Annotated in this window: 19 protein-coding genes; 16 read left to right on the plus strand and 3 right to left on the minus strand. The window is 62.8% G+C overall.

Features of this window, described 5'->3' with window-relative positions; all coding sequences use genetic code 11:
- Window positions 1-2: 2 nt before the first annotated feature.
- Window positions 3-2,669 carry a DNA polymerase I gene (gene polA / locus FJ248_03420; protein ID MBM4119936.1) on the plus strand — a complete coding sequence of 889 codons (2,667 nt, stop codon included), beginning with the start codon at window positions 3-5 and terminating at the stop codon, window positions 2,667-2,669.
- 49 nt (window positions 2,670-2,718) lie between these two features.
- Here polA and FJ248_03425 read toward each other — a convergent pair whose 3' ends face one another.
- The gene (locus tag FJ248_03425; protein ID MBM4119937.1) at window positions 2,719-3,966 is read right to left on the minus strand and encodes a hypothetical protein; all 1,248 of its coding nucleotides are present in this window, start codon (window positions 3,964-3,966) and stop codon (window positions 2,719-2,721) included.
- Window positions 3,967-4,049: 83 nt separating this feature from the next.
- On the opposite strand from FJ248_03425, the gene FJ248_03430 reads away from it, so the two are divergent.
- The 7 genes from FJ248_03430 to FJ248_03460 all read left to right on the plus strand — a co-directional run bounded on the left by FJ248_03430 (window position 4,050) and on the right by FJ248_03460 (window position 10,777).
- Window positions 4,050-5,024, plus strand: a complete 975-nt coding sequence (locus tag FJ248_03430) for a hypothetical protein (GenBank protein ID MBM4119938.1) — start codon at window positions 4,050-4,052, stop codon at window positions 5,022-5,024.
- Window positions 5,014-5,451: a hypothetical protein gene (locus FJ248_03435; protein ID MBM4119939.1), complete on the plus strand. Its 438-nt coding sequence runs from the start codon at window positions 5,014-5,016 to the stop codon at window positions 5,449-5,451. Before FJ248_03430 ends, FJ248_03435 begins: the two co-directional genes overlap by 11 nt.
- Before the next feature lie 8 nt (window positions 5,452-5,459).
- Window positions 5,460-6,833, plus strand: coding sequence for a HEAT repeat domain-containing protein (locus FJ248_03440; protein MBM4119940.1), 1,374 nt, complete (start codon window positions 5,460-5,462; stop codon window positions 6,831-6,833).
- A 98-nt stretch (window positions 6,834-6,931) separates the two neighbouring features.
- Window positions 6,932-8,020 (plus strand): HEAT repeat domain-containing protein, encoded by a 1,089-nt coding sequence (locus FJ248_03445; protein MBM4119941.1) that lies wholly within the window; start codon window positions 6,932-6,934, stop codon window positions 8,018-8,020.
- A 134-nt stretch (window positions 8,021-8,154) separates the two neighbouring features.
- Window positions 8,155-9,258 carry a HEAT repeat domain-containing protein gene (locus FJ248_03450; GenBank protein MBM4119942.1) on the plus strand — a complete coding sequence of 368 codons (1,104 nt, stop codon included), beginning with the start codon at window positions 8,155-8,157 and terminating at the stop codon, window positions 9,256-9,258.
- Complete coding sequence (locus FJ248_03455; protein MBM4119943.1) at window positions 9,255-10,019, plus strand: HEAT repeat domain-containing protein; 765 nt, start codon at window positions 9,255-9,257, stop codon at window positions 10,017-10,019. The genes FJ248_03450 and FJ248_03455 overlap by 4 nt, the downstream gene beginning before the upstream one ends.
- A 38-nt stretch (window positions 10,020-10,057) precedes the next feature.
- On the plus strand, window positions 10,058-10,777 hold the full coding sequence (locus tag FJ248_03460) for a HEAT repeat domain-containing protein (protein ID MBM4119944.1): 720 nt from the start codon (window positions 10,058-10,060) through the stop codon (window positions 10,775-10,777).
- A 62-nt stretch (window positions 10,778-10,839) separates the two neighbouring features.
- Here the strand turns inward: FJ248_03460 and FJ248_03465 are convergent, their stop codons facing one another.
- The gene (locus FJ248_03465; protein ID MBM4119945.1) at window positions 10,840-12,156 is read right to left on the minus strand and encodes a UDP-glucose/GDP-mannose dehydrogenase family protein; all 1,317 of its coding nucleotides are present in this window, start codon (window positions 12,154-12,156) and stop codon (window positions 10,840-10,842) included.
- A gap of 234 nt (window positions 12,157-12,390) precedes the next feature.
- On the opposite strand from FJ248_03465, the gene FJ248_03470 reads away from it, so the two are divergent.
- From FJ248_03470 to FJ248_03480, 3 genes are all read left to right on the plus strand, one after another.
- Window positions 12,391-12,801, plus strand: coding sequence for a CBS domain-containing protein (locus FJ248_03470; GenBank protein MBM4119946.1), 411 nt, complete (start codon window positions 12,391-12,393; stop codon window positions 12,799-12,801).
- Window positions 12,802-12,829: 28 nt separating this feature from the next.
- The gene (locus FJ248_03475; protein ID MBM4119947.1) at window positions 12,830-14,431 is read left to right on the plus strand and encodes a methyltransferase domain-containing protein; all 1,602 of its coding nucleotides are present in this window, start codon (window positions 12,830-12,832) and stop codon (window positions 14,429-14,431) included.
- Between the two features lie 197 nt (window positions 14,432-14,628).
- Window positions 14,629-15,117 (plus strand): hypothetical protein, encoded by a 489-nt coding sequence (locus FJ248_03480; GenBank protein ID MBM4119948.1) that lies wholly within the window; start codon window positions 14,629-14,631, stop codon window positions 15,115-15,117.
- A gap of 176 nt (window positions 15,118-15,293) precedes the next feature.
- Here FJ248_03480 and FJ248_03485 read toward each other — a convergent pair whose 3' ends face one another.
- On the minus strand, window positions 15,294-15,629 hold the full coding sequence (locus FJ248_03485; protein MBM4119949.1) for a YfhL family 4Fe-4S dicluster ferredoxin: 336 nt from the start codon (window positions 15,627-15,629) through the stop codon (window positions 15,294-15,296).
- 179 nt (window positions 15,630-15,808) lie between these two features.
- On the opposite strand from FJ248_03485, the gene FJ248_03490 reads away from it, so the two are divergent.
- From FJ248_03490 to FJ248_03510, 5 genes are all read left to right on the plus strand, one after another.
- Window positions 15,809-16,309: a DUF192 domain-containing protein gene (locus tag FJ248_03490; GenBank protein MBM4119950.1), complete on the plus strand. Its 501-nt coding sequence runs from the start codon at window positions 15,809-15,811 to the stop codon at window positions 16,307-16,309.
- Entirely contained in the window at window positions 16,306-16,656 is a 351-nt protein-coding gene (locus tag FJ248_03495) for a Rieske 2Fe-2S domain-containing protein (GenBank protein MBM4119951.1), read from the plus strand. Before FJ248_03490 ends, FJ248_03495 begins: the two co-directional genes overlap by 4 nt.
- Before the next feature lie 17 nt (window positions 16,657-16,673).
- Window positions 16,674-17,006 carry a protease inhibitor I42 family protein gene (locus FJ248_03500; protein ID MBM4119952.1) on the plus strand — a complete coding sequence of 111 codons (333 nt, stop codon included), beginning with the start codon at window positions 16,674-16,676 and terminating at the stop codon, window positions 17,004-17,006.
- A gap of 78 nt (window positions 17,007-17,084) precedes the next feature.
- Window positions 17,085-17,924 (plus strand): D-amino-acid transaminase, encoded by an 840-nt coding sequence (gene dat / locus FJ248_03505; protein MBM4119953.1) that lies wholly within the window; start codon window positions 17,085-17,087, stop codon window positions 17,922-17,924.
- 270 nt (window positions 17,925-18,194) lie between these two features.
- Window positions 18,195-18,710 carry a ribosome maturation factor RimP gene (locus tag FJ248_03510; protein ID MBM4119954.1) on the plus strand — a complete coding sequence of 172 codons (516 nt, stop codon included), beginning with the start codon at window positions 18,195-18,197 and terminating at the stop codon, window positions 18,708-18,710.
- The last annotated feature ends 8 nt before the right edge of the window (window positions 18,711-18,718 follow it).

Genomic DNA, 18,718 nt, shown 5'->3' on the forward strand with positions numbered 1-18,718 from the left:
CCATGGCTGCCCCGCCCGCCACGTCACGCCGCACCTGCTACCTGATCGACGGCAGCACCTACATCTACCGCGCCTTCTTCGCGCTGCCCGCGCTGTCCAATTCCAAGGGCCTACCGACCAATGCGGTCTACGGCTTCACGACGATGCTCATGAAGATCCTGCGCGAGCGTAAGCCGGACTGCCTCGCCATCACCTTCGATGAGAAGGGCCCCACGCATCGCCACGAGGCGTACAAGGAGTACAAGGCGCATCGCCCGCCCATGCCCGACGGCATGCAGGCGCAGGTCCCGTATATTCATCAAATGGTCGAGGCGTTCGGCATCCCGGTCGTCAGGAAGCAAGGCTATGAGGCGGACGATCTGATCGGCACGCTGGCGACGCAGGCCGCGGCGGCCGGCTTCGAGGTCGTCATCGTCACCGGTGACAAGGACATGTTCCAACTTGTCACCGACGCCGTCCGCATCTACGATCCGGTCAAGGACCGGTGGCTCGGCGAAGCGGAGTGCCGTGCGAAGTTCGGTGTCGAGCCCGCGCGTGTGGTTGAGGTCATGGGCCTCATGGGCGACACGACCGACAATATTCCAGGTGTGAAAGGCATCGGCGAGAAGACGGCCCTGAAGCTCATCGCCGAATTTCACACGATCGAGAATGTGTTGGAACACGTGGATGACGTGAAGCCGCCCCGGACGCAGATGCTGCTCAAGGAACAGGCCGAACAGGCGCGCCTGAGCCGCAAGCTCGCCACCATCCAGACGGACAGCCCGATCACGTTTGATGCCAAAGTTTTCCACACACATCCGCCCGATCCGGAACGGCTGGCGCCGCTCCTGCGCGAGCTGGAATTCACCAAGCTGCTCAAGACCATCCAGACGGCATCGGACTCGACTCCATCCGGCGAGCCGGTTGCTGTTGAAACTGAACTCCTCAAAGACGACAAATCAGCCAAGCGCGTGGTCGACCGCGCCGCAAAGGACAGGCTGGTTGGTCTCTTTGTCGCGCCGCAGAGCACGGGGGGCAGCGCGACGCCGGGCGGCCTAGCCCTCGCCACGCCGGATGACCACGCGGCCTTCGCGCCGCGACTCTCTGGGCCACTCAAGGATTTATTGGCGGACCATAAAACGGTCAAGGCGGCGCACGATCTCAAGCGGACGCTGCTGGCCCTGCACCGCCGCGGCGTGGACACAGTCGAGCCGGCCTTCGATACGATGCTCGCGGCCTACCTGCTCAATCCCAACAAGCGGGACCATTCGCTCGAAACTGTTGCCGCGGAACTGTTGGGCTATCAATTTGTGAGCGGGCAGACAAACAAGAAAGAGAAACCGACCGACCTCTTTGGAAGCGAAGACGACGGCGTATCCCCTGAATCAGCGGCGGAAGCGGCCGCAGTCATCTGCCGACTGGTGCCCGTCTTGAAGGCAAAGCTGGAGGACCAGGGAAGTCTGGGCCTGTTTGAAACCATCGAGATGCCACTGGTGCCGGTGCTGGCCGAGATCGAGCGTAACGGCTTCGGCCTTGATATTGAAACTCTCCACGCGCAGGGCAAGGAGCTGGAGCACGAGCTGGAGCAGATGATGGAGAATATCACGCGGCTCGCGGGCCAGGAGTTCAACGTCAATTCGCCCAAGCAGCTCGCCACCGTGCTGTTTGAAAAACTCGGATTGAAACCGCTTCGCAAAACCAAGACCGGCTATTCGACGGACGAGGACACGCTCACGCAACTGGCGCCACAGCACGAGCTGCCCGCCCGGATTTTAAATTATCGTTCGCTCAGCAAGCTCAAGTCCACCTACGTGGATGCGCTGCCCGAATTGGTCAATCCGGAAACGAGCCGCCTGCACACGTCATTGAACCAAACTGTCGCGGCGACCGGACGGCTTTCCTCCACGGAGCCAAATCTGCAAAATATCCCGATCAAGGGCGAACACGGCTTTCGTATCCGCGAGGCCTTCATCGCCGCTACAGGCCACACCCTGCTCTGTGCGGACTACAGCCAGATCGAGCCGCGCATCCTGGCGCATCTCTCCAACGATCCGAAATTGAAAAAAGTCTTCGAGCAGGGTGAGGACATTCACACTGCGACCGCGGTCGAAATTTTCAAGCTGCCACCCGAGAAAGTCACGAAGGAGATGCGGCGCGTGGCTAAGACCGTCGTCTTCGGCATCGTCTACGGCATCAGCCCGTTTGGATTGGCCTCAAACATCGGCGTCTCGCAAGCCGACGCAAAGAAATACATCGACACCTACTTTGAGCGGTACGCGGGCGTGAAAGCCTTCATTAACCGGACAATTGAGGAGGCGAAACGGCAGGGCTACACGACGACCATCGCGGGCCGTCGGCGGCCGATTCCGGAATTGCAGGGCTCCGACTCGGCGCAGCGGAATTATGGCGAACGGCAAGCCGTCAATAGTCCGATCCAGGGCTCGGCGGCGGACGTCATCAAGGTCGCCATGATCGCTGTGCACAAGAAGCTCCACGCCGCCCTGCCGGCCACCAAGATGATCCTCCAAGTGCATGACGAACTCATCTTCGACGTGCCGGAACAGGACGTGGCCACGGCCAGGACGCTGGTGAAGGGGGAAATGGAAGCGACGGGGGCGAAGCTGGGGCTCTCCGTACCGCTCAAGGTGGATTTGGGCGTTGGCAGGAACTGGAGAGAAGCGCATCCGTAGTCGCGGAACGGGCGTCCCCTGCCTCAAGGACGGAGTCTAGTTAGGGGCGTTACGCCGGGCAGAGCACCCGGACGATCTCGCCGGTGTTGAAGAGCATGGCGTGTGTGCGCGTGTAGGCGGCGTGGCCGAACAGGTGATCGCGCGCGCTGGTGGAGCCAGTCGAATCCTTGTAATCCACGAGCAGGCACTGTCCGTCGTTTTGGCAGCGTGTGGTTCGTCGCGCGCATTCCAGCCAGCGCTCGAAGCCGTCCCAGGGTTCCAGCAGTTCCCAGAGCGCCTTGTTGACGGCGGTGCTTTGCTCAGAAGCCGTGATGGCATCGCTGCCGGCTACGGCCAGTTGCTGGACGTAATCGCCCCCCCAGGCGATAGGCATCTCCATTGTGATCTGCGGCAATTCCATCTTCGCGAGCCAGCGTTTGCCGTCTGCCCGCAGCATGCGGTGATTGACGACGTGGAGCAGCCTGCCGATACCGGACACATCCCAGCCGTAGCGCACCGGCGTCCCGAAGGTGATGATGTCGAGTGCTGTGCCATTCAACAGGCTGCCGCTCGGGCCAAGCGATTCGAGCAAGGCGATCTCGTCGTGCGGCATGATAACCTTGAGCTGCGTCAGTATCGCGTCGCGCATGGTCGACTTGCCTGGCGCCATGAGGTTGGACAGTAGCGCCAGGACCAACCCCGCCTGGCCGTGGGCCTGAATCAGGAGGCGATCGCCGCTACCGAACCCGTGTTCAGTGCACAGCGCGCGCAGCCGGTGGAGCAGCCGCACAGCGGCCCCGGCGCGCCCCAGATGGTGGTGCTCGCAGGACCAGAGGCTGCGCGAACAGAAAATCGGCCGCCCCGCGTCGCGCGCGAGAGCCTTCTTGAACAGCCCCACATAGGCGTTCGTGAAATTACCGGCGTCGCCAGCCTGCTCATCGAGCAGTTTTTGGGTGGTCTCGTCGTCTGTATAGGGCGGCGTGGCGCCGCCGGGCATGGCCGGGACGCCGTTGGTCTCCTCGCGCATGAGCGCGAGCAGTGCTTCCATGCCCGGAATGCCACGCGAATAGCCGCGCTTGAGACCGCCGACCTGGTCCAGCCGCCCCATGCCGAAGAGATCCGTGCCCAAATGAGTCCCGTGCAGGAAGATGACCGCCCGGACGCCGGCGCCGGCCAGTTTTTTCCCGTGCTCGGCCATGGCATCGAGCCAGGCGGGCGAGTCCGGCTGGGCGCTCGCGCCCAACTCGCAGTAGTTCACGCGCGCGCCCGGGTCTTTGCGGCTGTATTCCGAATGCTGGAAGTTGTTTCCGGCAGGCATGGAGGGTCTTTTAGCAGAAGGATTCCACTTATTGCTAGGGGAGTTGACTGGCCAGAAAACTGCATGCTACGGTGAGCCCTGTTATGCGAAAACGAATCATCGTCCTCGCACTCATTGGAGCTTTCATGTTGGCGGGGCCCGGGCCGGGGGCCGCCGCGCCACCGGCGGTCGTGCAGCCCGAGCACGTGGTCATCTTCGTGCTCGAAGGCTTCGGCCAGGACGCGCTGAAGAACAACGCCATGCCGGTCATAAGCAAGTTGGTGCAGACCGGTGCGGTGGCCTGGGCCGCGACCGCGGTGAATCCGCCGCTGCGCCTGCCGACCATGGCCTCGCTGATCCTAGGCCTGCCGGTCGAGCAGCATGGCATCGACTGGGAGACTTTCGATTTTGCCCGCGGCTATCCGCGGTCCCCGTCGATGTTCGACTACATTGACCTGGGTGGCGGCAAGGACACGGCCGTCTTCTTCATGGACGAGGCACTCTACCAGCTCGCGCGGCCAGCGTCCTTCATCGACTATCAGCTCTGCGGGAAGTTGCGACCGGAGTGTAAAGCGGCGACTGTTGTCTCCTATGTCCGCGAATATTTCAAGAAGGGCTCGCAGGGCGGCTACAATCATTATGTGTATGCGCTGCCGCATCTGTTGATCGTTCACCTGCCCGACGCGGGCCGGATTGGCGAGGAGCAGGGCTATACGTCCAGGGCCTACAAGGATGCGTCCAAGAACGTGGATGATGCAATTGGGGCCATTCTAGGCATCTATAAACAGTACAAGCTGCTCGACGACACGATGGTGATCGTGACCGCACTCAACGGCATGGGCGCGGCCCCGGCCAACGGGGCGCTGCCGCAGGTGCCGTGGATCGTCTCCGGCGCGAACGTCAAGGCCGGCCACACGATCGCCGGGCCCGTCTCGATCATGGACACGGGCGCCACGGTCATGCGCGCCTTCGGCCTGGAGACCCACACGGAGTGGCAGAGCCGCGCTATCGAGGAGATCTTCCGTGCCCCCCGCGCGATCGTCCACAACGCGCCAGCGATCAATCTCCATGGGTACTAAAGCATTCCAGCTGGCGCTGGGTCTTTTTGCGCTGCTCGCGGTGACGCCAGCTGTGCTCTCTGAGGCCGCGCCGCCTCCGGCGCATCTCAAGGAATATGAAATCACCTTCGACGCCACGGCGCTCCATCCGCCGACGAGGTGGCAGGTGCCAGGCATCACACCGCTAATCCTGACGCTCGATCCGGACTACACCGACGCCTACAAGAGCACCGACAAGCGGACGCTGATGCTCAAGCCCGGCTCCTATAAGTTCGGCACCTTCAGCTTCGATTTTCCCTTCCAGCTCACGCTGGACGGCAAACTGAACTTTGCGAAGTCCCTCGACCAGTGCGTGGCGGGCCGCGACACGCAGACGCTCACGGTCAAGTGCAGCCGCACGTATCCATACGGCGGTCGGCGCGATTACGACTACAAAGACGCGCAGTAAGGCTCGGCATGGCGCAATCCGTTGACGATCTCCTGGAAGCGCTCGAAGACGTGGACGACGCGACTCGCGAGGAGGCCGCCAAGGCCCTCGCTGAACGTGCCGACCCGAAAACCCTCGACGCTCTGCTGAACGCCGTCGGCGACGACTTCTGGGCGGTGCGGGCGCATGTGGGCTGGGGCGTTGCGAAGATCGGCGGGCCGAAGGCGGTGGCCGCGCTGATCACGCTCTTTAACGATCCGATCATGGAAGTGCGCAACGAGGCGGTGGCGTCCATGGCGCACCTGGGCCGCGGCACCGTGGACCAGCTGATCGCCTGTCTCAAGGACGAGAAATGGCGCGTGCGCGAGCATGCGGCCAAGGTCTGTGGCGAGTTGAAAGATGCCCGGGCGGTGGACGCGTTGATCGCCGTGTGCCGCGACCGCGACGGGGCGGTCAAGAGCGCGGCGGCCGAGGCGCTGGGGAAAATCGGTGACCCCAGGGTCGTCCCGGCGCTCATCAAGCTGTTCCGCGATTCCTCCAAGATCGTCCGCGAAACGGCGGGCACCGCACTGGTGGCTATCGGAGAGCCGTCCATCGATCCGCTGATCGAGTGTTTTAAGGACAAGGATTTCGTTGTCCGCTGCCACGGCGCCCGCGCGCTGGGGGGGATGACGACCGACTACCAGATCGGCCGTGCCTGGGCCAGAGACGCCAAGGTGGTGGACGCGCTGATCGCCGCGTTGAAAGATTCCGACCGGGCTGTGCGTGAGGATGCCACGATCGCGCTGGGGATGATCGGCAGCCCGCGCGCGATCGATGCGCTGATCGAGGCCATGAAGGACGGGGCAGTGAAGCGGCACGCGATCATGTCGCTCGGTATGATCGGCGATGCGCGCGCGCTGCCGGCGGTGATGAACGCGCTGAAGGGCAAGGGTATTCGGCAGGATGGTACGCCGACCCCTGGCTGCATCGTGAGCGAAGACGCATTTATTAAAGAGGCTGCCGCCACGGCGCTGGGCCATTTTCGCGATCCCCGCGTGATTCCCGATCTCATCATGCTGCTCAAGGATCAAAACTTAAGGGAGCGGGCGGCACCATCGCTCGTGCTCATCGGCGACACGGCCATCGAGCCGTTGGTGGCGTTTCTGCACGATCCGAAGGCCTCGGAAGTGGAATCGGAGGGGGAGCGAGTCGTGTCGTTTGCCACGGCGCGCCTCACGGCTGTGGACGCGCTCAAGCAGATCACGCTCGACACACTCAAGAAGTTGGGTTGGGAGCCACCGTCCGGCAACGAAGAATGGGTGGTGGATTCGAGCCGCGCGGACAACCTCAGGACCCATCAACCCCTCGGTGACACGGGACGGTTCGGCCCCACAGGCGATATCCCAAAAGGCAGGGTCTAGCGGTTGCTAACCCGCTCGCTGACCGGTTTCCCCTCTGGTTTGACCCCCTAAAAAAGTCTGTGTTACCGTTTGAATCCGATTTAGTGCGCGCGGAGTAAATGGGTATGGGTGACACGGTGCTCGAACAGATTGCCGCGTTGCAGGACGGCGACTGGGCGGTCCGCGAAGAGGCGGCCCAGCGGCTGGGCTCCTTCCGCGACCACCGGGCGGTGGAACCGTTGATCGTTGTCCTGCGAGACTCCGATCGTGCCGTGCGGGAGGCGGCCATTGCCGCTCTGACTGCCCTTGGCGCACCGGCGGTCGAGTCGCTCGGGGCCTGTCTGCGCGATGCCAATCTGATTGTGCAGGAATCGGCCGCGGCGATCCTCTCGGCCATCGGCGACGCGCGCGTGGCGGACGGACTGATCGCGTCGCTGGCCAGCGCCGATTGGGTGGTGCGCATGCACGCCGCTAAGGCGCTGGGGCGCATCGCTGAGGCCCGCGCAGTGCCGGCGCTTGTCCCGCTGTTGCAAGACAAGGTCAAGGCCGTGCGCGAGGAGGCCGGCACCGCGCTGGCCCGACTCGGCCCGGCGGCGCTCCCGGTGCTGGTCGAGGCGCTCGGCCATGCGGAATGGCTGGTGCGGCTCCACGCGGTCGAAGCATTGGGTAAGACCAAGTCGCCGGAAGCCGTCGCGGCGCTGCTCCAATTGCTCTTCAACGACCGCGACTCGTCGCTCAAGGAGGATGCCGTGCGGGCGCTCGGCGAAATCGGCCACGTGAGCGCCGTCGAGTTTCTGCTAACAGCGATGAAGGAGCCGGGCTTGCGCCCACTCGTGGCCGAGGCGCTGGGGAAGATCGGCGATGCGAAAGCGGTGCCGGCTCTTGTGGCCGTGGTGGAAGGCACGAGCCAGCCAGACCTGAGCCGTGTCGTGACCGGCTGCGGGGACAAGTGGACAGAGGAGATGGCGGTTCAAACCGCGGCGACCAAGTCGCTCGGCCAAATTCGGGATGCCTCGACCATTCCCGTCCTTGTGGCGGCGCTGAAAAATACTGTGACGCGGGCGGAAGCCGCTGCGGCTCTAGTGGCGTTCGGCCAAGCCGCGATTCCGCCCCTCCTATCCGTTTTAAAGCACGAGCAGGACGACAATATTCTGTTTCACGTCAAGGAAGCATTGACAGAGTTGGGCTGGAGGCAGGGCCGGATTTAGGCGGAATCTATTTCAAGAATACATGCATATGCAAGAAAACATGCGCATCCTGTGTAAAGGTTTCTAGCCGCTCAAGTGGGTTCTAGCTCGTGAATTCGCTAGGTGGGTTTTGAGAATCCCCAGGTAGGCAGGCGATGGCCAAAGAGCCGATTGAAACGTTGATACCCGAGCTGGTCCACGAGGAGGACTGGCGACGCATGCGCGCCATGGCAGCCTGTGTCCAGGGGGGCACAAAGGCGGTGGTAGCTCTGCTCCAGGCACTGGCCACGGCGCCGCCTCCCTTAAAGGTAGAGATCGCCGGCATGCTGGCACGCTTGAAGGATCCGAAGGGCGGCGTGCCGCTGGTGGGGCTTCTGCGCGATCCAGATGAGACGGTCTGCAAGGCGGCGGCGCTCGCGCTTGAGCAAATGGCCGGCGTGCTGGATGCGGCGGCGGCGGAGGCGCTGGTGCACGACCTCTCGTCCGCGCAGGAGGAGGGGTCGCGCCAGATCGTGACAAAGCTGATCGGCGCCATGCCGAACGCGGTCGGCCCCGTCTGCGCCATGCTCAAACATGGCGACCCGGCCGTCCGGCAGACAGCAGTTGCGATGCTCGACCACCTGCTGGAGCCCACGTCGGCCGATGCACTGGTGGATGCGATGATGGATCCGGCGCTCCGCGAGCCGGCCACGCGGACACTGAAAAAGCTCAGCGCGATCCGCGACCGCATCGAGAGCGTCTTCACCATGCTGCGCAACATCGAGGGCTCGGCCGAGCGGGAAGAGGCGCGCATGGCGACGGTGATCGAGCTACTGCCGATCGGCCGGCCCAGCGTGGATATCCTGATCGAAAATTTGGAGGACGACGACTGGTTGGTCCGTGAGGCGGCAGCGGATTTGCTGGGCAAGATTGCCGACCTCCGGTCGGTGGAACCGCTGATGGAACGCCTCCGAAAGGACAAGGACACGGGCGTGAAGGAGCTGGCGCTCAAGGCGCTCGGTCTGATCGGCGACGCGCGGCCGTTGGAGATCTATATCGAAGCGATTCCGATCCGGCCGCTGCGCGTCTTCGCGATGGAGGCGCTGGCCAAGATCAAGGACGTGGAAACGCTCCGGCCCTATCAGGATCTCTTTGAGCGATTGAAAACGGACCGGGACGGGCTAGTCGCGTACAATGCCGGAATGATCGTGGACAAGCTGGCCGCGCTGACGATGCAGGCGGAGGTCCAGGCTGGCGAGGGCGGAGGAGAGGAGACATGAGCGACGCAGTACAGCGGGAACGGATCGAGCAGCTGCTCTCGGCCCTGCGGGACGAGAATGAGGCCCTGCGCGGGCACGCCATCGCGAGCTTGGCGCAGATTGGCATGCCGGCGCTACCGCATCTCATTAATATGCTGACGGACGAGGACGCGGTCATCCGCGAGGCGATCACGAGCGCGATCGTGCGGATCGGCCCGGAGACCGTGGAGCCGATTATCGCAGCGCTGCACGAAGACGAATGGTCTGTGCGCGAGCAGGCAGCCTCGGCCTTGGGCAAACTTAAAGATCCACGCGGCGTCGAGCCGTTGATCAAGGCCTTGAAGGATCGTGACGGCGCGGTGCGGACCGCGGCGGTCTGGGCATTGGAACGCATCGGCGATCCGCGGGCGGTGCCCGGGCTCGTGGACGCGCTCAACGACAGCCTCGTGCGCGAGGATGTGGCCCGCGTGCTGAAGAAAATCGGCGACGTGCGCGCGGTCGAGGCACTGATCGAGGGCCTAAACGGGAACAACTGGATGGTGCGCCGCCACGCGGCCGAGGCGCTGGGGAAAATCGGCGACGTGCGCAGCTTCGATTCGCTGGTCGGGGCGCTTCAGGATGAGGACTGGCTCGTCCGGCGTAACGCGGCCGAGTCGCTGGCCCGGCTGGGCGACAAGCGGGCGGTGGATCCCCTCCTGCCCTTGTTGGAAGACGAAAATGAGATGGTGCAGGAAACGGCCGAAGGCGCGCTTTCGAGTTTGGGGTGGAAACGCAAGGAGTAAACGTACTACAGTAGTACCTTTGCGAAGGGATTTACTCAATGGCAAACGAAACGCCAGAACAACCGGTTAAGCTGATCCAGATTGGCCCGAAAGGCGGGGCCAAGCAAGACGGGTTTAATCTCGTCACGGAAAAAGTCGTCGCCGTTAACCCGGCCGCCAAGCAGCTTGAAGTGGAGCTCCTGGCGTATGACGGCAAAACCGTCGTGCTCGATGTGGCCGAGGAAGCGCTCGCCGATCTTCAGAAGGTCAAGCCGGGCGATGGGGCGACGATCCGCGTCGTCGAGGAAAACGGCAAGCGTGTCGCCAAGAGCTTTAAGATCCGTGCGAAGGATCCAAACACCGCCAAGGCCGACGCGATGCTGGTGGATCTCAAGGATACGCACTGGCTAAACCGTAAATATGCGGCTGAGTCGCTGGGCGAACTAAAGGATGCGCGTGCCGTCGGGCCGCTGGTGGAGGCGCTGACCGACGAGGTAGGCGACGTGCGGCAGCGGGCCTACGATTCGCTAATTAAGCTGGGGGGCGCGGCGGTCCCCTCGCTGGTGGGACTCCTGGTGTCGGATGAAGACGAGCTCCGGCAGTCGGCCACGGAAATCATCCGCAAGATCGGCAAGCCGTCGGTCGAGCCGCTGGCCATCGCACTCGAGAGCGCGGACGACCGGCTCAAGACTCGTATCATGAAGGTGCTGGACCGGATGGGGTACAAGCCGAAGACGACGACGGCGGAAGTCGTCAAGCAGATCGGGCAGCAGACGTGAGAATTCAGTACGTATCCCCGGTCGGAACACGGGGCCAGATCCCGACGTTCCCCCAGCGTACTTTATTTCGGTAGTCTCTCCGGGCGTCCCACCGCGACATAGCGAAATCCCATTCCCGCCACGCGCTCCGGTTCATAGACATTGCGTAGGTCGATGAGCAGCGGCTGGCGCAGCAGTGCCTTGAGGCGATCGAACTCCAGATTCCGAAACTCATTCCATTCCGTCATGATCACGAGGGCGTCGCTGCCCGTGGCGACTTCGTAGGGGTCGGCGCAAGGCGTGATCGTCGGCAGCAACTTCGTGCCTTCTTCCATCGCTGCGGGATCATACACCCGGACTGCGCAGCCTTCCTGTTGCAGCCCCTCGATGATCATCAAGGCCGGCGCTTCGCGCAGGTCGTTGGTGTTCGGCTTGAACGAAAGGCCCAACACACCGACCGTCTTGCCCTGGAGCCCTCCGAGCGCCTGTCGGATCTTGCCAACCATAGCCTTCTTCTGCAGTGTGTTGACCTCGGCGGCCGCCTTGGCGATCCGCATCTCCAAACCCTGCCGGGCGCCGGTCTGGATCAGCGCAGCCACGTCCTTCGGAAAGCAGGAGCCGCCGAAGCCGGGCCCCGCATGGAGAAACTTCGAGCCGATACGGTGGTCTAGCCCCATGCCCTTGGCCACGGTCTGCACGTCTGCCCCGACCTTTTCGCAGAGGGTTGCGATCTCGTTGATGAACGACACCTTCGTGGCGAGGAAGGTGTTGGAGGCGTACTTGATCATCTCAGCGGAGGCGAGGTCGGTGATGAGGATGGGCGTCTCGATTAAATAGAGCGGGCGGTACAGGGCCTTCATGAGCGCGACGGCTTCGGAGCTGTCGGCGCCGATGACGACGCGGTTGGGCCGCATGAAGTCCTCGATGGCCGACCCTTCGCGCAAAAACTCCGGATTTGACACGATGTCGAACCGAACCGGTTTCTTCTGGGTCTTCTTGATGACCTCACGGAGCCTCTCTCCAGTGCCGACCGGGACGGTGGATTTGGTGGCGATGACCTTATAGCTGGTCATGTGCTCGGCGATCCCGAGGCCGACTTTTTCGACATACGAGAGGTCGGCGGAGCCGTCCTCTCGCGAGGGCGTGCCCACGGCAATGAAGATGACCAGGGCCTCGGCCACCGCCTTGGCGATGTCGGTGGTGAACGTCAGACGGCCGTCGCGAATGCCTTTGGACACCAGCTCCGTGATGCCCGGCTCGTAGAAGGGCACCGTGCCCTTTTCAAGCGTGCCGATCCGCCTGGCGTCGGCGTCCATGCAGGTCACGTTCAGACCGAATTCGGCAAAGCAGGCTCCGGTCACCAGTCCGACGTAGCCCGTTCCGATTACACTAATGTGCATGGGGCGGCCCTAGAAGAATTAGGAACTAGCTCAAAGGTGTTCGGTGCGATGTATTGTTATCGGTTGCCGGCGACTATAGCACAAGGCCGTATCAGGCACGAACGTTTGTCGCAATGGAACGGAGGGTACAGAGGAATGGATTGGCGACAGGCACCGATAGGAAGGGCATCGGTCCCCGTAATTGACTCGCTCTTCGGCCTTCAGTAGACTGCCCGCACAGAAGGAGCGTCCGTCATGGCGTCACAAGGCGGCACGATGATACGGCCCCTGGCCGTGATGATGAAGCGGAACCCCCGGTCCATTAGTCCGGAGGCGACGCTCGCCGAAGCTGCGGCCAGGATGCGGGATGCACGGGTCGGCGCGATTCTGGTCGCGGAGCACGGCACGTTCGTAGGAATCATCAGCGAGACGGATCTGGTCCGCAAAGCCATGGCGAGCCATCTGAATCCCGCGCAGGTGACGGTGCGGTCGGTCATGAGCAGTCCGGTCATCGCGATCGATCAGGACCGCTCCGCGCACGACGCGAGCGATCTCATGGCTGAAAAAGGTATCCGGCATCTGGGGGTGACGGAGGATGGACGCATCGTTGGAATCGTGACCGTCCGGGATTTGCTGAGATATTTCAAAAACTGGGGCCCGCACTAAACTCACCGCGACAGAGTTTCCTTCACGCATGGCGACTTCATCCGCGACGTCCCCGCGCCTCTGGCTCTTTGCGACCGCTTTCGTAAGCGGCGCCGCCGTCATGGCGCTGGAAATTCTCGGCAGCCGCCTGCTCGCGCCGGTCTTCGGCAATTCGCTGTTCGTCTGGGGCGCGCTCATTGGCGTGATCCTCGCCGCAATGAGCAGCGGCTACGCGATGGGCGGCTGGCTGGCGGACCGCCACAAGGGCGCCGTCGTGCTGGCGGGGCTCTTGCTCGGTGCCGGGGCCTGGACGTTACTGCTGGCCTGGGCGGGACAGCCGGTGATGCTCACCTTCGCGAGCTGGATCGACGATCCACGCTGGGGGCCGTGCCTTGCCGCAAGCGTGCTGCTGGCCCCACCGGCCTTCGGGTTGAGTGGCGTGTTGCCGGCGCTGCTGCGGCTTTCCATTGCAGACATGGGGCATCTCGGCCGCCACACTGGCTTGATGATTGCCGTCTCCACGGTCGGCAGTCTAGTCGGCACGTGGGGGACCGCCTTCTATCTGTTGACCTGGCTGGGCAGCGCGGCGATGGTGGCGCTGCTGGGTGTCGTGCAAATCGTTCTCGGCCTGCTCTGGGGCTGGCAGGCGTCGGTCGGCGCGCGGGCGGCGGCGCCGGTGCTAAGCGGCCTCGGGCTGCTCTTCTGGCTGGCAGCCCATCCGGGACTGGCGCTGCCGGAGAACCTCAAGAAACTGATTCCCCCGACGCCGATCCATCAGGAGGACAGCCCCTATCAGCAAGTGCGCGTGCGGGACGACAAGGACGAAGTTTTCCGCTACCTGATCCTCGACCGTACCTTTCACGCGGTCATGTGGACGGTGGATCCGAACGCCCTGTTCCTACCCTACAGCCAGATGATGATGACGGCGCTGGCGCTACCGCACGAGCCGAAGCGGGGACTGATCCTCGGCCATGGCGGCGGCTCGCTGGCCAAGTGGCTGGCGCACTACTGGCCGGAGATGGAGCTGGACACGGTGGAGGTGGATCCCGCGGTCGTCCAGGCGGCCGCAACCTATTTCGGCTACGCACCGCCAGCACAGCATCACGTCTACGTGAAAGACGCGCGGATGTTTCTACGCGGGGCGACCGCCACCTACGACGTCATCTGGCTTGACGTCTTTGCGCGGCACCTCATTCCGTTTCACCTGACCACACAGGAGTTTTTTCGAGAGTTGCGCGCCCATTTGAATCCAGATGGGGTGCTGGCTGTGAATCTGGCCTCGTCGGGCGAAGGGCCGGACCAGTTGCGGGCCCAATCCGTGGTGGCGACTATGAAGACGGTCTTTCCCGCGATTCTCTCGTATGGCGTCAAAGGGCCGTGGAAAACGATGCCGCAGACCAGGGCCGAAAACCTCATTTTCTTTGCCGGCGCCCCGGTGGAGCGCCTCGCCCCCGAGACTCTCAAGTCCAAGGTCAGCGCCTTGCTGCTCCAGCGGCGCCTGCCGATCGAGGCGGAGGAACTGCAGGCGACCCGGATTACGCAGGATTGGCCGGCCGGGACGGTCCTGACGGACGACTATGCCCCCTACGATCTGCTGATCGGGGGCACCGGCGCGCCCCCCCGCCCAGGAGGGGCCGGAGCCCCGCACTAAAGCGCAACCGAGGGCCTGTTTTTGAGGTCGTGAGGGGGGGCGACGGGGCAAAGAAAGTTGCTTGCTTCCCTTTGTGCCCTATGCTATAAGTTCCGCGGTTTCAGGGTGTCTTGTCCCCACGAAACTCGCGCATAATTAGATTCAGGATTTCGTTTTTCACTATTAATCACCGCCTTTTTATTGCAAGGAGGTTGGCAATGGGCAAGATGATGGTGTCAGTGTTCTTCGGCCTCATGCTAGTGATGGCCGGGGCATCAGCGGCGTTCGCGTTGCAGGCTGGCGGTGTGGAAATCGGTGATCTGGAGACCGGCTCGGTGGTTGGCCAGCCGTTTAAGTCGTTGGACGTGGACGTGGAATTGTTCGCGCTTGAGCTGGGAGGCGATCGCGGCAAGAAGGTGTGGTATCCGCCAACAGCCGTGGTGGACTTCAAGGTGCGTCCGGGCCGGCCCTTCCTGATGAAGGTGACCAATAACAGCATGGTCGAGCATGGCTTTATGTTCACGGCGGATGAGAACCAGGCCGCTCCGACCGTGCTGAAGGCGAAGGTCGTGCTGGCTCCGGGCGAGAGCAAGTACATCGGCATCCCGACCAGCGACCTCTTCTACGCCACGACGGGCAACGTGCTCTATTATAAATGCCATCTGCATCCGGCCCATGTCGGGGGGCGGCTGGTGATGCTGAAGTAGTTCCGTTCCTAACGGTGAGTCACGGCAACGCCCTGTCTGCTGAATGCAGGCAGGGCGTTGTTGCTTTTTGCGGACCCTGTTGGCGGCTGAGGCGTGGGACTGTGGACGAAGGGCAAACAAAAACGCCCCGGCTCGTATGAGCCGGGGCGTTTCACGGTCAGACAAAATCGGAGCGATTAGTTCCGGACGCCGCTCCAGACCTTGGCCGGATCAATGGTCTTGTCCGGGTTCAGCTTCTTAGCCTTGTCCAGCAGGACCTCGGTCTTCTCGGGATAAGCCGGGTCGGAGATGCAGCAGTTGTCCACCGGGCAGACGGCTGCGCACTGCGGCTCGTCGAAGTGGCCCACGCACTCGGTGCAGCGCTCGTGCGTGATTACATAGTCGCCCTGACCTTCGCCCACATGGTGCCCCTTGGCCTCGGCGTCGGCGCGGCTTTCGAAGATGGCTTCGTTAGGGCACTCCGGCACGCAGGCGCCGCAGGAGATGCATTCAGACGTAATCAGTAGCGACATGATAAAGTCTCCTTCGCAAACAGTATTGACAATGACGTCAAACCGATATTCAATCTACTCAACGGGCGCCATTCTAGACCGCGCCACTTTTTCAAGTCAACCACGGAGCAGCGGGCAGAAGACCTAGCCAAATACCCCATTGGGCCTAGTTTGCAAAGAAGGCGATCCCACTCATTTCTATGAACATTTTACGGCCGCAGGAAGGCAAGCCGGATCGGCGTCGGATCGTGCTGCTGATCGTGCTGGCGGTGGGCGTGCTGACAGCCAGCTGGTTTCTGACCAGCCCCAAGCAGGCTGATACCATTCTAGTCACCTTTCCCAGCGGGACCATGATGGAAACAGAAGTGGCCGACACGCCGGAGAAACTTCTCTTCGGGCTGGCCTTTCGGGATGCGTTGCCGCCGGCCTCTGGGATGCTGTATATCTTCGAGCAGTCGGATCGCCACAAGGTCTGGACTAAGGGATTCCGGTTCCCGGTCGACATGATCTGGGCGGACGAGAGCCGGCATGTGGTACATCTGGTGGAGCGCGCGGCGCCCTGCGAAACGGATCCCTGTGCAACGTATGGGCCCCCGCCGACCAATGCCCGGTATATTATTGAGACCGATGCGGGGTTTATTCAGAAGGAAAAACTGGTGACCGGGGCCGAATTGAAATTCACGCTAAAGCTGGACCTATGAGCGGATCTGCCAAGACAGTGGGGATGGAAGGCTTCACGCGCATCGCGCGCGAGGACGAAATTCCGGTCGGCACCGCCAAGGTGGCCACGGTCAACGGCCGCGAGCTTGCCATCTTCAACGTCAACGGCACCTTCTACGCTGTCTATAATATCTGCCCCCATCAGGGCGGGCCACTCGCCGAAGGGACGCTCAAGGGCCATACGGTCTCCTGTCCCTGGCACGATCTGGCCTTCGACGTACGGACCGGGCTGGCCTCCGACGGCGGTGGGAATTGCGTGGGGAGCTACGAAGTGAAGGTCAAGGAGCACGACGTCTTCGTCGGGCCCCGCCGCCGAGTCCAGGATTAACTCTCGGAGCCGACGCGATGGCTGCATCAGATGGCCCCGCAGGAGAAACAAAGCACGTGGCGGTGCAAATCGGCCAGCCCTTTCCCATTACATTGTGGGAGGACCGGACACGGGGCGAGCAGTGGGTGCCAACCTACGATACGGCAGCCGTAGCGCTGGTCAGCGATGACTATCACCGCGTAGCTGGAAATAACGCTGTGGACAACGGCACGCGGGTCTTCGCCTTCCGGGCACTCGGCCCCGGTGCGCACAAGATTCTGTTCGAAAAGCGCATGGGCTGGAAATTCACTGCCGAAGACCGCCGGGTGTTTCTCGTCACCGCGACGGACGGCTCGACACGCGGTTCGTGACGCGTGCAGCAGAGCTTGTAAGGCAGGCGCAGTTTCCTTCACGCGCTTCACGAGATACGAGCGACGAGAGGCGCAATCATGCCGGACATTGGGTTCGTCAACGGCCGCTTCAGTCCGCTCGCGGAAGCGACCGTCTCTGTGGAAGACCGCGGCTTCCAGTTCGGCGACGGCATCTACGAAGTCCTCCGCACCTACCACGGCATGCTCTTTCATCTCGATGCGCACCTGGCCCGGCTGGAGCGCAGCGCGCAGGCCATCGAACTGCCGCTGCTCTGGACGCGTTCACAGTGGGCGGCCTATGTACAGGAAGGCGTCACACGCGCCGGCTACCCTGAGAGCAAGGTTTACCTGCAACTGACACGCGGGGCGGCGCCGCGCGACCATGCTTTCCCGGTCTCAGCGAACCCGACCGCCGTCATAACCGTGCGTGCAATGAAACCGATGGATTCGGCCATTCAAACATCCGGCGTCTCCGTCATGACCTTGGACGACTGGCGCTGGGGCCGCTGCGACATCAAAAGCGTCAATTTGCTGCCCAACGTCATGGCCCGGCAGAAGGCTAAACAGGCGGGCGCCTTCGAAGCCCTGTTTGTGCGAAACGGCCAGGTGACCGAAGGCGCGGTCAGCAACGTGATGATCGTCCAGGCCGGCCGCGTCAGTACAGCACCGGAAGGCGAGCGTATTCTCTCCGGCGTCACGCGGACGCTCGTGCTGGAGCTCGCCCGGAAGGAAGGTATCCCCGTCGAAGAGCGCTTCGTCACGCTAAGTGAATTGCTCAAGGCTGACGAAGTCTTCCTCAGCGGCACCACCGTCGAAGTGCTCCCTGTCATTCGCGTAGACAATCAACCGATCGGCTCCGGCACGCCGGGCGCTATTACGCGGAAGCTCCAAGCCGGTTTCAGACGTCTTACTGGATAGGCGCCAGTTAAAAAAGATCAAGGAAGCCGGGGGGCGCGGCGGTCGTGGGCAGGAGAGTGGAAACTGACTGACGCCCCGTGATCGCCGATCACGGTGGAAGGAATTTCAAAAGGCGTCTGTCCGCGATCGCCCGACAGGGTCGCTTCGAAAGGCACGGAAGTGGCCCGGCGCGCCGCCCCTTCTCTGCTTGCCTTCATCCCCCCAACATGGTAGGTTGTGCCACGTGAAAGTGGGCCTCTGGCCCACTTTTTGTTTGAGGCGAGCGCACAGATGAGCTGGAGCACGCAGGAGCCGGCCGATCGGGCCAGGGGGCGCGAGGCCCAGTTCATTGCCGAGCGCGTCCGGACCATTGCCGATCCCATCGCCCGCGCGCTGGGTGTCCACGTGGTGGACGTCGAATGTGTCGGCCAGGGGCAGCGGACGCTGGTCCGGGTCTTCCTTGACACGCCGGGCGGCGTGAGCCTGAACGAATGCGAACAGGTGCACGTGTCGCTGGGCCATGCGCTGGACATCGAGGATCCGATCGCGCATGCCTACACGCTCGAAGTTTCGTCCCCGGGGCTCGACCGGCCCTTCAAGCGTCGCGAACAGTACCATCGGGCCTTGGGCACGCCGGTCAACCTTAAGCTCCGGACCCCGATCAACGGGCAGTGGCGAGTGATCGGCACGCTGCGCGAGGTGCGCGACGAGGGGGTCACGCTCGCGGTGGAGGAGAAGAAGACGGAGCAGCTTGTGCCCCTGACGTGGGACCAAATTGCGGAAGGACGTCCGCACGTAACGTTTTGAGAACGAGA

This window comes from Nitrospira sp., from assembly GCA_016873435.1.
GTDB lineage: Bacteria > Nitrospirota > Nitrospiria > Nitrospirales > Nitrospiraceae > VGXF01.

What these genes read in the sequence shown, in the direction of transcription:
- polA (MBM4119936.1), top strand. Translation starts at nt 3, where the DNA reads ATGGCTGCCCCGCCCGCCACGTCACGCCGCACCTGCTACCTGATCGAC.
- FJ248_03425 (MBM4119937.1), bottom strand. Translation starts at nt 3,966, where the DNA reads ATGCCTGCCGGAAACAACTTCCAGCATTCGGAATACAGCCGCAAAGAC.
- FJ248_03430 (MBM4119938.1), top strand. Translation starts at nt 4,050, where the DNA reads ATGCGAAAACGAATCATCGTCCTCGCACTCATTGGAGCTTTCATGTTG.
- FJ248_03435 (MBM4119939.1), top strand. Translation starts at nt 5,014, where the DNA reads ATGGGTACTAAAGCATTCCAGCTGGCGCTGGGTCTTTTTGCGCTGCTC.
- FJ248_03440 (MBM4119940.1), top strand. Translation starts at nt 5,460, where the DNA reads ATGGCGCAATCCGTTGACGATCTCCTGGAAGCGCTCGAAGACGTGGAC.
- FJ248_03445 (MBM4119941.1), top strand. Translation starts at nt 6,932, where the DNA reads ATGGGTATGGGTGACACGGTGCTCGAACAGATTGCCGCGTTGCAGGAC.
- FJ248_03450 (MBM4119942.1), top strand. Translation starts at nt 8,155, where the DNA reads ATGGCCAAAGAGCCGATTGAAACGTTGATACCCGAGCTGGTCCACGAG.
- FJ248_03455 (MBM4119943.1), top strand. Translation starts at nt 9,255, where the DNA reads ATGAGCGACGCAGTACAGCGGGAACGGATCGAGCAGCTGCTCTCGGCC.
- FJ248_03460 (MBM4119944.1), top strand. Translation starts at nt 10,058, where the DNA reads ATGGCAAACGAAACGCCAGAACAACCGGTTAAGCTGATCCAGATTGGC.
- FJ248_03465 (MBM4119945.1), bottom strand. Translation starts at nt 12,156, where the DNA reads ATGCACATTAGTGTAATCGGAACGGGCTACGTCGGACTGGTGACCGGA.
- FJ248_03470 (MBM4119946.1), top strand. Translation starts at nt 12,391, where the DNA reads ATGGCGTCACAAGGCGGCACGATGATACGGCCCCTGGCCGTGATGATG.
- FJ248_03475 (MBM4119947.1), top strand. Translation starts at nt 12,830, where the DNA reads ATGGCGACTTCATCCGCGACGTCCCCGCGCCTCTGGCTCTTTGCGACC.
- FJ248_03480 (MBM4119948.1), top strand. Translation starts at nt 14,629, where the DNA reads ATGGGCAAGATGATGGTGTCAGTGTTCTTCGGCCTCATGCTAGTGATG.
- FJ248_03485 (MBM4119949.1), bottom strand. Translation starts at nt 15,629, where the DNA reads ATGTCGCTACTGATTACGTCTGAATGCATCTCCTGCGGCGCCTGCGTG.
- FJ248_03490 (MBM4119950.1), top strand. Translation starts at nt 15,809, where the DNA reads ATGAACATTTTACGGCCGCAGGAAGGCAAGCCGGATCGGCGTCGGATC.
- FJ248_03495 (MBM4119951.1), top strand. Translation starts at nt 16,306, where the DNA reads ATGAGCGGATCTGCCAAGACAGTGGGGATGGAAGGCTTCACGCGCATC.
- FJ248_03500 (MBM4119952.1), top strand. Translation starts at nt 16,674, where the DNA reads ATGGCTGCATCAGATGGCCCCGCAGGAGAAACAAAGCACGTGGCGGTG.
- dat (MBM4119953.1), top strand. Translation starts at nt 17,085, where the DNA reads ATGCCGGACATTGGGTTCGTCAACGGCCGCTTCAGTCCGCTCGCGGAA.
- FJ248_03510 (MBM4119954.1), top strand. Translation starts at nt 18,195, where the DNA reads ATGAGCTGGAGCACGCAGGAGCCGGCCGATCGGGCCAGGGGGCGCGAG.